Origin of the sequence: Halobiforma lacisalsi AJ5, from assembly GCF_000226975.2 — an archaeon.
Lineage (GTDB): Archaea > Halobacteriota > Halobacteria > Halobacteriales > Natrialbaceae > Natronobacterium > Natronobacterium lacisalsi.
Map to the genome: position 1 here is coordinate 932195 of NZ_CP019285.1, position 11915 is coordinate 944109.

Consider the following 11915-nt stretch of genomic DNA (forward strand, 5'->3'; position numbering starts at 1 on the left):
GCGGTAACTATCTACTGGAACGGTTCGCGAGCAGAACGTTGAATAGCCGACCGACGCGTCGTTAGGATGATGCCATCGGTAGTCACTCGCGTCGTCGAAAAAGCGGGAACGATACTCGCCGTCGGCGCGCTATTCGCCGTCGGGTTCGTAACGGGGGCGGACATCTGGACGGTGGCGCTCTCCCCACTCATCATACTGGATTTCTTCGAGAGCGCGGTGTACGTGGGAATGTTCACCGTCGCGATCGCCGGGACGGGAGTACTCCTCGCATACGACGTCTGGCGGGGCGGATCGTCGGCGGCGTCGACGAGTCGGCTCACGTCCGGCCCCGCCGTGCGGGCGATCGTCCCCGCCTACAAGGACGCCGATGTCGTCGACGAGAGCGTTACCAGTCTACTCGAGAACGAGTACGACTCGCTCCGGATCTCCGTCGTCGTCGAACCCGACGACGAGCGGACTCGAGCGCGCGCGAGCGAACTCGCGGAGCGCTACGACGCCGTGGACTGCGTGATCAACGGATCGCCGGGGTCGAAAGCGACCGCGATCAACACTGCGGTCGAACGGAGTTCGGCCGACTACTTCGTCGTGTTCGACGCCGACGAACGGGCCTCCCCCGAGTTCGTCTCCATCGCGATGGGCGAACTCGTCGGCGACGCGGACGTCTTCCAGGGTCGACGGATCCCGCGTCCGACGGGCCCCGTCGAGACGCTGGCCTACTGCGAGCGTGTCGTCGTCCAGGCGGGATACATGATCGGCGAGTTCGTCGGGTTCACCCACTGTCAGAGCTCCGCGACCGGGTTCACCCGGGAGGCGTTCGAGGCCGTCGGCGGCTACGCCGACGTGTTGACCGAGGACATCTACTTCTCCCACCAGTGTCACAAGGCCGGACTGACGGTCACCCAGAACCGGCGCTGCACGAGCACGATGGAAGCCCCCCACAGCGTCCGAGACCTCTGGGGCCAGCGCAAACGGTGGCGGATCGGCCACGTCCAGGTATCACATCTGCGTCTCTCGGAAGCGCTCAAGGGCGACGTAGACGTCGACGACCTCGTCTCGATCGGCCGGGCGGTCGGCGCCGTTCTCGCGGGCGCCACGTTGCTGGTGCTCACCGCACATGTCCTGTTCCTGTTGCTGTTCGACCCCGGTTCGGCGATCGCCGCGCTAGTCGCGATCTACGGGCTGATCGCCGGCGTCTGGAGCCGCGACCTCGTCGACGGTCGGGTCGCTCCCCCATCTTGGACCGTCTTATTTGCGCCGCTCGTCTACCTGGGTCACGGCGTCCTGACGGTAAAGGCGATGTTCGAGTACGGCCTGACCTGGGACGGCGAGTGGTACCAGGTAACGAAGACCGGCGCCTGACCGACTGAAAGACTCGATATCGTGTCCGATTCCGATCCAGACCCCGAGACCGATACCCCCTCCGACGTCGAGGCGACCGCCCACCGGAACGAGGAGTCGGCCGTCACCCTCGGCGCGGGGTGGGGCGATCGCAGGACGGTCGCAAAGACCGGCCTGGGATTTCTCGTGGCGGTCGTCCTCGTCTACCTGCTCGGGGCCGCCATCGGCTGGGACCGAACCGTCTCGCGGCTCCGGACCGCCCAACTCGAGTGGGTAGCTGCGGCCTGCGTCTCGACGCTATTGTGTCTCGTCGCCTGGGGGAAGACCTGGCACGTCGTCCTTCGAGCGATCGGGGTCACCGTCCCGTTCCGGAAGCTGATCGTGACGTTCTTCGCGGCGACGTTCGCCAACTACGTCACGCCGATGGGGCAGGCCGGCGGCGAACCGTTCATCGCGTACGTGCTGGCCCGCGACACCGAGGCGACCTTCGAGCAGAGCCTCGCCAGCGTCGTCACGGCCGACCTGGTTCGACTCCTCCCGTTTTTCACCGCGGGCGGGCTCGGCATCGGCTACCTGCTGTTTACCGCCCAGCTCGCGGGGCCGATCGAACGCTTCGCCGTCCTGCTCGGGGCCCTCGCCGTGGGGCTGCCGGCCATCGCCGTCGTCGGCTGGCGATTCCGGGAGCGGCTTCGGGATCTCGTCGTACGTGCGCTCGCTCCCGTCGCTCGCCGAACCGATCGGCTCTCGCTCGAGTCCGTTCGCGACCGAATCACCCGTCTCTACGGATCGCTCGAGGTGATCGCCGATTCGCCCCGCGTCGTCGCCACGGCGATCGCGTTCGCGTACGTCGGCTGGGTGCTGTTCGCGATTCCGCTGTACTTCGCCGGCCTCGCGCTCGGGACGCCGGTATCGGCGTTGCTCGTGTGCTTTCTCGTCCCGGCGAGCGTCATCGCCGGCTCGACGCCGCTGCCCGGCGGGCTCGCCGCCATCGAGGGGACGCTCGTCGCGCTGTTGACGGCGCTTACGGCACTTGCGACGGCCGACGCGCTCGCGGTGGTAGCGATCTACCGGCTCGCGAGTTACTGGCTGGTGATCGTCGTCGGCGGCGTCGCCGCGTTGTGGGTGATCCGGCGCGTCTGATGTTTTCACTCCCCACGCTCAACTCCCCTCCGACCCCTCGGTACGCTCGGTCTCGAGGCCGTCATCGCCGTCGTCGCCGGCCGTTCCGTCCGTCGCCGAATCCGGGGTCCCCTCGAACGTCCCCGACTCGGGCCGAACGACGACCGTCGAGGCGCGCATACCGTCGACCCCCGTCACGGTCAGTTCGTGGTCGTCGATCGACACCCGGTCGCCGGACTCGGGCGGCCGACCGAGTCGATCGAGGACCAGGCCGCCGATCGTCTCCACGGCGTCGTGGTCGAAGGCGGTCCCGAGTTCCTCGTTGACCGTCGAGAGGGCAACGCCGCCGTCGACGGCGACGCCCTCGTCGCTCGCGTCGCGGTCGATCGACGGCTCCCGCGAGGGGACGTCGAACTCGTCGTGGAGGTCACCGACGACCACCTCGACGACGTCCTCGACAGTGACGATCCCCTCGAGGACGCCCCACTCGTCGATCACAGCGGCCATCTGGGCCCGTTCCCGCTGCAGGTCCGAGAGGAGATCGCTGACGGCGACGGTTTCGGGGACGACGGGGATGTCGCGGGAGATGTCGCCGGCGGTGGTCGCGCGGTCGTCTTCGTCTCCGACTTCGCCCTCGCTCTCTCGGGTCCCGGCCCGAATCACGTCCTTGGCGTCGACGAGCCCGACCACCCGATCGGAATCGTCCGCGTCAACTACGGGATACCGCGTGTGGCCCGTCTCGACGATCCGGTCCCGCAGGTCCGCGAGCGGGAGGTCCGCGGGGACGCTCCGGACGTCAGGTCGCGGAACCATCACCTCTCGCGCCGTGACGTCATCGAGTTCGAACACCCGTTCGATCATTTCGACCTCGTCCGCGGCGACGTTGCCCTCCTCGCTGGAGCGGGAAAGCGCCATGCGGAGTTCCTCCTCGGTGAACGTCTCGTCCGTCTCGGAGGCCGGCGGGATCCCGATCAGCCGGGTGAAAGCGTTGGCCGTCCCGTTGAAGACGACGATCCCCGGCACGAACAGGTAGTAGAAGACCTTCATCGGCGCGGCGACGAGCAGCGCGATCCGTTCGGCCCGGGCGATGGCGATCGTCTTCGGCGCGAGTTCGCCGAACACGACGTGGAGGAACGTGATGACGCCGAACCCGACCGCGAAGGCGACGAGGTGGACGAGATTCTCGGGGAGGACGGGTCCGACGACCGGTTCGATCAGCGCCGCGACCGCGGGTTCGCCGATCCAGCCGAGCCCCAGCGACGCGATCGTGATCCCTAGCTGGGTCACGGCGAGGTAGCTGTCCAGGCTGTCCATCACCTCGGCGAGCAGCGGCGCGCCGGTCTTCCCGTCCGCGACCATCGACTCGACAGCCGTCGAGCGCACCCTGACGAACGCGAACTCGGCGGCGACGAAGAACCCGTTCAGGGCCACGAGGACCAGTGCGGCACCGACTCGAGCGCCGGAGAGGGCGAGGTCTACCATCGTCCGTTCGCCTCCGTCCCGGATCTGCCCGGCCGGTTCGGATCACTCGCTCCTCTCAGCGGGATAAGACGATCGAACATGGCCTAACGACCGGGTGGCTCCCACTAAACGGTACCGTCGATACGGAGAACCGACGACCGCTACCGATTTAGGGTGTTCGCCCGAATCTCGAGGCATGAAAGTCGAATTCGACGAGGACACCTGCATCGGGATGTTCCAGTGTGTTGCCGAGTGGGACGCCTTCACGGAGGACAAGACGAAGGGGAAAGCCGTCCTCCAGGACAGCGAGGAGGTCGAGGACGGCGTCTTCGTCCGGGAGGTGCCTGAAGACGCGGAACTCGACGCGAAGTTCGCCGCCCGAACCTGTCCCGTCGACGCCATCAGGATCTACGACGACGACGGCGAGCAGTTGATCCCCTGAGTAGTACGGTGTCGTCGGACCGCCGCGTCGATCGGGTCCGCTTCGGCCGACCGACGCGGCGTCGACCTCGAGCGGGCGACGGGTGACGGCGTCGATCTCAGTCGCAGACCAGACGCGTCACCTCGTGCAGGCTCGTAACCTCGTGGGTCGGCGTCGCTTCGAGGTCACGGTCCCGGCAGTGTGACCGACGGACGAACACCGAGTCGAGCCCGGCCCGTTCGGCCGCGATCACGTCGCTTTCGCTGTCGCCGACGTAGAGCGCCGACTCGGCCCCGACGCCGAGGTCGGCCAGGCCCCGCTCGAGGTAGTGGGTGTTCGGTTTCTTCAACTCGAGGCTCTCGATCGTCATCTCCCGGCCGTAGTAGGTGTCGAAGGACCCCGCCAGCCCGAAGTGGTCCAGGACGAACTCGACGGTCGAGTGGTGGTTGTTGCTCACCACGCCGCAGGGAACCTCGAGATCGGTCACGGCCGCGACGTCGTCGTACCGGTTCCGCGTCCCGTTCCTGAACTCGTCCAGTTGGGATCGTTCGTCGTGGCGCTCGCGAGCGGTCCAGAAGGTTTGGGGGTCGAGATCGTACGTCGCACAGATCTCGTGGAGGAAGTCGACGGTCACGCCGCTGACGACGCCGGTGACGTGCTCTCGAGCGGGGTCGTCGACGCCCACCGACTCGAACGCGGCCCGTGCGGCCCGGATCTGCGTTTCGGTCGGCGGCGGGTCGACGAGCACGCCGTCGTTGTCGAAGAGGACTGCGTCGTATCCGGTCACTCGAACGAATAGTTCGAAACGCCAATTGGTAGTTTCGATCCGGCGTCGGGCCCGAGAGCGACGCCGCTCTCCGGATCGGGTGGAAAAGGAAAACGAGGCCGAGTCGACGGTCGCTTACGCGATCTCGTCGTACTGGTCCGAGAGCTTCTCGGCCGCTTCGCCGAGCTGGTTGCGCTCGAACTCGGTGAGTTCCCACTCGACGATCTCCTCGACGCCGTCGGAGCCGAGCTTACAGGGGACGCCGAAGGCGGTGTCCTCGTGACCGTACTCGCCCTCGAGTTTGACGCTGCAGGGCAGCACCTCGCCCGTATCCCGGAGGACCGCCTCGACCGTGTGGCCGACGCCCGTGGCGGGACCCCACTGGGTCGCGCCCTTCTTCTCGATGACGTTCATCGCGGAGGTCTGGAGTTCCTCGAGCAGTTCCTCCTTCTCGTCGTCGTCGAACTCGGGATCCTGGCCGTTGACGCGGACCTTCGAGAACACGGGCACCTGCGCGTCGCCGTGTTCGCCGAGGATCGTCGCCTCGACGTTCCCGACGGGTGCGTCGAATCGTTCGGAGATGACGTAGCGGAACCGGGCGGAGTCGAGTCGGCCGCCGAAGCCGATCACTTTCTCGCGGGCGCGGTCGCCCGACTCGTAGAGGTGCCGGTTCAGCAGGTCGACCGGGTTCGACGTGGTGACGGTGACGAAGTCGTCGTTATGCTCGGCGATCGAAGAGCCGATGTCCTCCATAATCGGAGCGTTGTCGCCCGCGAGATCGATGCGGGTCTGGCCGGGCTGGCGCGGGATGCCGGCCGTGATGACGACGACGTCCGACCCCTCGGTGTCGGCGTAGCCGCCCTGTCGGACCGTCGTGTTCGAATCGTAGGCAGCGCCGTGGTTGACGTCGGCGGCTTGCCCGATCGTGTCGTCTTCCTTGTCCGGAATGTCGACGAGCACGAGTTCGTCTGCGATGTCCCGAAGCGCGATGTTGTAGGCAGCGGCGGCCCCGACCGTTCCGGCCGCGCCGACCACGCTAACTTTCGTCATACCACGTAAAACTGGACCAGCCCTTGCGTTAAATCCGTCGGATTCCCCACGTACGCCCGAAATTGACGATGTTCGATACGTCGATCGTCGAATCAGTACGGCCGCGTCTCGCGTTTCGAACCGGTGATAGGGCTCCGGTCCGGTATGCCCACTATGAGCCATCGGATCAGCGTCATCGGGGGCGGCGCGATCACGGACGACCAGCGGGAACTCGCGGTCGCGGTCGGTCGCGAACTCGGCGCGCGGGGACACACCGTCGTCTGCGGCGGCCGCGGCGGCACGATGGCGGCAGTCTGTCGCGGCGCGAAAGCCGAGGACGGGGAGACGATCGGCATCCTGCCCGGCGACGACCGCGCGGCGGCCAACGACTACGTCGACGTCCCGATCGCGACCGGACTCGGGCACGCCCGGAACGCGCTCGTGGCCCTGAACGGCGATGCCGTGATCGCGCTCGCGGGCGGCGTCGGCACGCTCACCGAGATCGGCTTCGCCGGTATCTACGACCGGCCGGTCGTCGGCCTCGAGACCCACGACGTCTCCGATCTGGACCTCGGAATTGCCCTCGAGACCGTCGAGACCCCGGAGGCGGCGGTCGGCGCCGTAGAGCGGGTGCTCGAGGACCGATCGTAAGTCAACTGGTATTTCAGTCCGACCGCGTACCGCCCACTATGGGGCTCGTGGCCGAGTTCGACATTCCGTGCGAGGGACTCCCGCTCGTCGGCGTCGCGGCGGCCGTGCCCGCGGCGACGGTGACGCTCGAGTTGCAGTTCAACCACGGCGATCGGCCGCCGTTTCTCGTCACCGTAACCGGCGGGTCGCCGACGGCGACGGAGCGGGCCCTCGCCGACGCGGACGACGTGGCGGAGTACACGCTGGTCGGTCGGGCCGGCGAGACGCGGCGCTACCAGGCGATGCCGGCGTTCAGCCTGGAGGAACAGCTCGGTGACCACCTCGACGACCTCCGGGGGCTGGAAGCGCTCGCGACGGCCGACGCCATCATCGAACGCATCGAAGTCACCGGCGACGGCTGGATCCAGACGGGGTGGTTCGCCGACCGTGAGACCTTCGACGAGTTCCGGACGTTCTGGCAGCGGAACGGCTACTTCCGGCTCCGCCGGCTCACCCGCGACGGGGAGCCCGAGCCGCCGGGCGACGGCCTCACGGACCGCCAGCGCGAGGCGCTCCGGACGGCGTACGAACTCGGCTACTTCGACATCCCCCGGAATGCGTCGCTGGAGGACGTCGCCGCGGAACTGGGGATTTCGGCGTCGTCGGTGTCCGAACGCCTGCGTCGCGCCCAGACGCAACTCATCGAGGAGACGGTCGCCCCGATGTGGCCGCCGCTGCTCGAGTGAGCCCTCTTAAACTGCCGGACGATCGAGAGTCATCCCTACCCGATACCGGGCCGAATCGCTATATCCAGCGATGCAGACGGTAACGTCGACGGATGGTACTCGTATCGGCTACGAAACGTTCGGGGACGGGCCGCCGCTCGTCTGTCTCCACGGCAGCAGCGAGACGCGCCACGCCTGGTATCCCCTCCGTCCGCTGCTCGAGGACGACTTCACGCTCGTCGTTCCCGACAGGCGGGGCCGCGGCGGGAGCGGCGACGCCGACCAGTACGGCCTCGAGCGCGAGGTCGACGACCTCCGCGCGATCGTCGACGACCTCGAGGGCGACGCGTCGGTCTTCGGCCACTCGTTCGGCGGTCTCGTCGCGCTCGCGGCGGCCGGCGACGTCCCGATGGAACGGCTCGTCCTCTACGAGCCGTCGCTGCTGGTCGGCGACCACCGCGGCGACGACCTCAGCGACCGACTGCAGGAACGGTTCGCGGCCGACGGTCGGGAGGCGGCGATGAAACGCTTCTATCGGGACGGGGCCGGGATTCCTGCGCCCGAGGAGTTGCCGATCTGGCCCGACGAGGTGAACTTCGACCTCCTCGAGACCGTCATCCGGGAGACGGCCGCCGTCGAGGCCTACGACCTCCCCGCGGAGATCGAACTCGAGCGGCCGACGCTCCTCCTAACGGGCGAGCGCGGACCGCCACATCTCCGCGAGGCCGTCCGGACGCTCGACGATCGGCTCCCCCGGAGTCGCCTCGCGGAACTCGAGGGCGTCGGTCACGTGGGCGTCAAGACCGCGCCCGAGCAGGTCGCGGCGGAGCTCCGCGCCTTCCGGAAGGAGCACGCGTCGAAGGCGTAAACCAGAGTTTTGTACGTCCGACTCGATCACCGGATATGACCGATACGGACGGAACCGATCCGTACGCGATCCGGGAGGAACTGCCCGCCCCCGAGACGTTCGCCCGCCTGCGCGAAGCCGCCGGCATGACGTCCCGATCGCTCGAGGGAATCGAACGGGGGCTGCCGAACTCGCTGTACGGCGTCGTTGCGGTCCACGAGCCGACCGGCGAGGTCGTCGGCATGGGCCGGATCGTCGGCGACGACGGCACCGTCTACCAGCTCTCGGACATGGCCGTCCACCCGGACCACCAGGGTCGCGGGGTCGGGACGCGGATCATGGAGCACCTCGAGGGGTACGTCGAGGAGACGGCCCCGCCGAACGCGTACGTGAACCTCATGGCGGACGTCGACGGCTTCTACGAGCGGTTCGGGTACGAGGAGACCCGACCTGCCTCGAAGGGGATGTACCGCCGGACGGAGTGACCGGGAACGCTCGGTGCCGTCGATCCCGCGGCGACGGACCGAGTCCCCGCCTTCGCAGCTTTTTCGACCGGTGAGCACATCTAGACCAGTATGAGCGACTTCGACAAGGAAGCCGAGCGCGAGAAACTTCGCGAGAAGTACGAGCGCGACAAGGCCGAACGGGAGGCCACCCAGCGGATGAGCGACCTCCTGCTGAAGGGCGCGACGATGACCAACGCCCACTGTGGCACCTGCGGCGACCCGCTGTTCAAGGAAAACGGCGTCACCTTCTGTCCGAGCTGTCACGGCAACGCCGAGGCCGTCCAGGGGACCGATCTCGAGGCCCAGCCCGCCGAGGACTCCCCGGCCGGCGACTCCCAGGAAGCCGACCCCGCGGACGAGACGGATTCGACGGACGCGGACGACCGCGACGAGCCTGCCGAGGCCGCCGCGAGCCGGATCGGCCGCGTGCGCGGTCCCCGTCGCCGTCCCGGAACGAATCCGCCGACGCGAGTTCGGCCGGCCCGGCCACCGGAAACGACCGCGAGGCCGACGCCGACTCCGGGGCCGTCTCCCCGGCGACCGCCGAAGCCGCCCGGCGACGGGCCGAAACCGTACAGTCGCTCGGGGCGTCGTCCCGGCCCGCTGACGCGTCAGGCGGGGGTGAGCATGAGCCGTCTCGATCCCGCCGCTCCCGAACCGGCGGGGGGGCCGGCGGCGACCTCGGCGACGCCCGCGACTCCCTCCGGGAAGCCCTCGAGCGGTTCGCCACCGAGGCCGCCGCGACCGACGACCCCCGCTACGCGAAGGAGTGTCTCGAGGCCGCGCGCGAAGCGGGCGAGACCCTGCGGACGCTGCGCTAATCCTCGCTCTCGATCGGGTGGTAGTTCCCCGCTCCGTCCCGCCGGACTCGGCGGTCGGTCTCGAGCCAGCCGTCCGAGAACCGGGGGCGGCCCTCCCCCGTCGCCACGGTCTCGAGCGCTTCCGTCTCCTCTCCAGATCCTGTCTCACCCGGCTCGAGGAGTCCGGGCGGCCCGACGTAGCGGTCGGCGACGAGCCGTCCCGCCAGGTCGAGTCGCCCCTCGCCGGCCCGACCGGCGGGGATCGGCTCGCCGTCCTCGACGAGACGGACGCGGCAGTCGGGCATCGGCGGGCCGACGCCGGATTCCTCGGGATCGACCCCGGCGCGTACCGCAGTCGAGTCGAGTCGCCCTCCGAATGCGGTCGGACACTCGAGGCGGCCGAACGTCCGGGCGACCGGTGTCTCCGTTTCTCGAGCGGCGTCCCGAAGCGGGGCCGGAACGGCACCCTCGCAGAGGACCCGGGCGACCGACTCGAGGGGCGCAGGGAACCGGTCGTCGTCGGCCAGGTCCGCCAGCGAACCGGCACGCCCGGACAGGAGCGTCGTCTCCCGTTCTGCCATCGCGGTCACCGTATCGCCCGGATCGAACGCGCGGTCCAGCAGGAGTTCCCCGCCGGCGTACAGCACGGGGAGAGCCGCCCGGACGAGGGCGTCGCCGGCGAACAGCGGGGGGAGGATCGGGACGACGTCGGTCCGTGAGATACCCCAGGCGATCATCGCCGAGACGCAGTTCCACTCGAGCGTCGCTTCGGAGAAGGTCGCGACGGGGCGGCCGCCGTCGCCGTGGAGCGCGAGCAGCGGGCCCGCGTCGTCCGTCGCGCTCGTCGCGCTCGGGTCGTCCGCCGACTCCGTCTCGGCCAGTTCCGCGAACGTCACCGACCGGTCGAACGGGATCGATCGCACGAGGTCCCGCTGGGCGCGCTCCGAGACGACCAGATCCGGCTCGAGGACGGCGAACGGGCGTTCGACGGTCGCGGGCGTCAGCCAGTGGGAGATCGGAGCGAGCGTCGCGCCCAGGCGTCGGCAGGCGAAAAGCGTCGCCAGCGAGGCCGCGCGGTTCCGCGAGACGAGACAGACCGTGTTCCCGGTCCCGATCCCGCGGGCGGCCAGCCGTCTCGCGACCGCGTCGGCCATCCGCGAGAGGGCCGCGTAGGAGAGCCGTTCCTCGTGGACGGTCTCGGCCGGCGCGTACAGCCGCTCCTCCGAGACGTCGACGACCGCCGTTCGGTCGGGGTGTCGGTCCGCCCGACGCGCGAGCGAGAGGGTCACGGACGGCGGTACGACCCGCGAGGCCGTAAGACGGCGGGGGTCACTCGCAAGCGCCGAGCGGAGGCGACGGCGAGTCAGTCCTCGAGTTCCAGCTCCGCGTGCTCCTCGAGGAAGCCCGCGAGGAGGTCGTTGACCGTCCGGGACTGCTCGATCGTCGCGAGGTGGCCCGCGCCCTCGACCGGCACGAACTCGCCGCGGGGGAGTCCACGGGCGAGGTCCCGGCCCGCGTCGGACGGAACGAGGTCGTCGTCGGTTCCGTGGACGACCAGCGCGGGCTGGGTCACCTCGACGAGCCAGTCGGTCGCGTCGAACCCCTCGAGGGCGGCGGCCTGGGCCGCCCAGCCGGCGCGGTCGGCGTCGCCGTCGGCCCGCCAGTCGACGATACCGTCGACGACGTCGGGCTGTTCCGCCCGGAACGCCGGCGAGAGGACGGTCTCGAGCGAGTCGCGGATAGCTGTCTCGTCGTCGGGTGGCGCGAACAGCGGCTCGAGGTCGAACGCCGTCCCCTGCGGGCCGGTCCCGACGAGCGACAGCGTCTCGATCCGGGTCGAGTCGCGGGCGGCCTCGAGCGCGATCGCGCCGCCCAGCCCGAGTCCGACGACGTGGGCCGTTCGCGCGCCGCAGTCGGCGAGGACGGCCTCCAGATCGGCCGCGAGCGTCTCGAGGTCGTACGGGCCGGGCGGCGCGTCCGAGCGGCCGGTCCCCCGGAGGTCCCAGACGACGACCTCGAAGGGACCGGCCAGGGCGGCGTGTTGCCACCCCCACGACCAGCCGCCGAGGCCGGCCTCGGGGACGAAGACGACGACGTCGCCCTCGCCGGCGCGGTCGTAGTACAGCGAAGTGTTCCCGTTCGTTGCGGTGGGCATACGAAAAGCGTGGGAGCCGAGACAGGCGACGGTTTCGATTCCGTGCGAATCTCGCGCTCGAAGACACTGCCGACTGCTCGATACTTCTGTCCGGTTTCGGTGTCATACTCTCGGCTCG

General features: G+C 69.1%; 12 protein-coding genes and 1 pseudogene. 8 read left to right on the forward strand and 5 right to left on the reverse strand.

Annotated features, from left to right (window positions below; all coding sequences use genetic code 11):
* Positions 1 to 69: 69 nt before the first annotated feature.
* A complete protein-coding gene (locus CHINAEXTREME_RS04375) occupies positions 70 to 1359 on the forward strand; it encodes a glycosyltransferase (RefSeq protein WP_029601422.1) in 1290 nt (429 codons plus the stop codon).
* 21 nt (positions 1360 to 1380) lie between these two features.
* Entirely contained in the window at positions 1381 to 2478 is a 1098-nt protein-coding gene (locus CHINAEXTREME_RS04380) for a lysylphosphatidylglycerol synthase transmembrane domain-containing protein (RefSeq protein ID WP_007141254.1), read from the forward strand.
* 18 nt (positions 2479 to 2496) lie between these two features.
* Here CHINAEXTREME_RS04380 and CHINAEXTREME_RS04385 read toward each other — a convergent pair whose 3' ends face one another.
* The gene (locus CHINAEXTREME_RS04385) at positions 2497 to 3939 is read right to left on the reverse strand and encodes a hemolysin family protein (protein ID WP_007141255.1); all 1443 of its coding nucleotides are present in this window, start codon (positions 3937 to 3939) and stop codon (positions 2497 to 2499) included.
* A 175-nt stretch (positions 3940 to 4114) separates the two neighbouring features.
* On the opposite strand from CHINAEXTREME_RS04385, the gene CHINAEXTREME_RS04390 reads away from it, so the two are divergent.
* The gene (locus tag CHINAEXTREME_RS04390) at positions 4115 to 4360 is read left to right on the forward strand and encodes a ferredoxin (RefSeq protein WP_007141256.1); all 246 of its coding nucleotides are present in this window, start codon (positions 4115 to 4117) and stop codon (positions 4358 to 4360) included.
* Between the two features lie 97 nt (positions 4361 to 4457).
* Here CHINAEXTREME_RS04390 and CHINAEXTREME_RS04395 read toward each other — a convergent pair whose 3' ends face one another.
* On the reverse strand, positions 4458 to 5126 hold the full coding sequence (locus CHINAEXTREME_RS04395; protein ID WP_007141257.1) for an HAD family hydrolase: 669 nt from the start codon (positions 5124 to 5126) through the stop codon (positions 4458 to 4460).
* Between the two features lie 114 nt (positions 5127 to 5240).
* The gene (gene mdh / locus CHINAEXTREME_RS04400; protein WP_010546423.1) at positions 5241 to 6155 is read right to left on the reverse strand and encodes a malate dehydrogenase; all 915 of its coding nucleotides are present in this window, start codon (positions 6153 to 6155) and stop codon (positions 5241 to 5243) included.
* A gap of 153 nt (positions 6156 to 6308) precedes the next feature.
* Here mdh and CHINAEXTREME_RS04405 point away from each other — a divergent pair, with 153 nt between their 5' ends.
* From CHINAEXTREME_RS04405 to CHINAEXTREME_RS04425, 5 genes and pseudogenes are all read left to right on the forward strand, one after another.
* Positions 6309 to 6785: a TIGR00725 family protein gene (locus CHINAEXTREME_RS04405; protein ID WP_007141259.1), complete on the forward strand. Its 477-nt coding sequence runs from the start codon at positions 6309 to 6311 to the stop codon at positions 6783 to 6785.
* A gap of 38 nt (positions 6786 to 6823) precedes the next feature.
* Entirely contained in the window at positions 6824 to 7510 is a 687-nt protein-coding gene (locus tag CHINAEXTREME_RS04410; protein WP_007141260.1) for a helix-turn-helix domain-containing protein, read from the forward strand.
* A 70-nt stretch (positions 7511 to 7580) separates the two neighbouring features.
* The gene (locus CHINAEXTREME_RS04415) at positions 7581 to 8357 is read left to right on the forward strand and encodes an alpha/beta fold hydrolase (RefSeq protein WP_007141261.1); all 777 of its coding nucleotides are present in this window, start codon (positions 7581 to 7583) and stop codon (positions 8355 to 8357) included.
* Between the two features lie 35 nt (positions 8358 to 8392).
* Positions 8393 to 8821, forward strand: coding sequence for a GNAT family N-acetyltransferase (locus CHINAEXTREME_RS04420; protein ID WP_007141262.1), 429 nt, complete (start codon positions 8393 to 8395; stop codon positions 8819 to 8821).
* Positions 8822 to 8911: 90 nt separating this feature from the next.
* Positions 8912 to 9663 (forward strand): annotated as a pseudogene (locus tag CHINAEXTREME_RS04425) (Sjogren's syndrome/scleroderma autoantigen 1 family protein).
* On the opposite strand, the gene CHINAEXTREME_RS04430 reads toward CHINAEXTREME_RS04425, so the two are convergent.
* The gene (locus CHINAEXTREME_RS04430; RefSeq protein WP_007141264.1) at positions 9660 to 10931 is read right to left on the reverse strand and encodes an AMP-binding protein; all 1272 of its coding nucleotides are present in this window, start codon (positions 10929 to 10931) and stop codon (positions 9660 to 9662) included. The pseudogene CHINAEXTREME_RS04425 and the gene CHINAEXTREME_RS04430 sit on opposite strands and share 4 nt — an antisense overlap.
* Before the next feature lie 74 nt (positions 10932 to 11005).
* Entirely contained in the window at positions 11006 to 11797 is a 792-nt protein-coding gene (locus CHINAEXTREME_RS04435; protein WP_007141265.1) for an alpha/beta fold hydrolase, read from the reverse strand.
* Positions 11798 to 11915 lie beyond the last annotated feature (118 nt).

Bases quoted from the DNA above. Each gene is read 5' to 3' on its own strand.
- mdh (WP_010546423.1), bottom strand. From the start codon at position 6,155: ATGACGAAAGTTAGCGTGGTCGGCGCGGCCGGAACGGTCGGGGCCGCC.
- CHINAEXTREME_RS04420 (WP_007141262.1), top strand. From the start codon at position 8,393: ATGACCGATACGGACGGAACCGATCCGTACGCGATCCGGGAGGAACTG.
- CHINAEXTREME_RS04390 (WP_007141256.1), top strand. From the start codon at position 4,115: ATGAAAGTCGAATTCGACGAGGACACCTGCATCGGGATGTTCCAGTGT.
- CHINAEXTREME_RS04435 (WP_007141265.1), bottom strand. From the start codon at position 11,797: ATGCCCACCGCAACGAACGGGAACACTTCGCTGTACTACGACCGCGCC.
- CHINAEXTREME_RS04375 (WP_029601422.1), top strand. From the start codon at position 70: ATGCCATCGGTAGTCACTCGCGTCGTCGAAAAAGCGGGAACGATACTC.
- CHINAEXTREME_RS04385 (WP_007141255.1), bottom strand. From the start codon at position 3,939: ATGGTAGACCTCGCCCTCTCCGGCGCTCGAGTCGGTGCCGCACTGGTC.
- CHINAEXTREME_RS04405 (WP_007141259.1), top strand. From the start codon at position 6,309: ATGAGCCATCGGATCAGCGTCATCGGGGGCGGCGCGATCACGGACGAC.
- CHINAEXTREME_RS04410 (WP_007141260.1), top strand. From the start codon at position 6,824: ATGGGGCTCGTGGCCGAGTTCGACATTCCGTGCGAGGGACTCCCGCTC.
- CHINAEXTREME_RS04415 (WP_007141261.1), top strand. From the start codon at position 7,581: ATGCAGACGGTAACGTCGACGGATGGTACTCGTATCGGCTACGAAACG.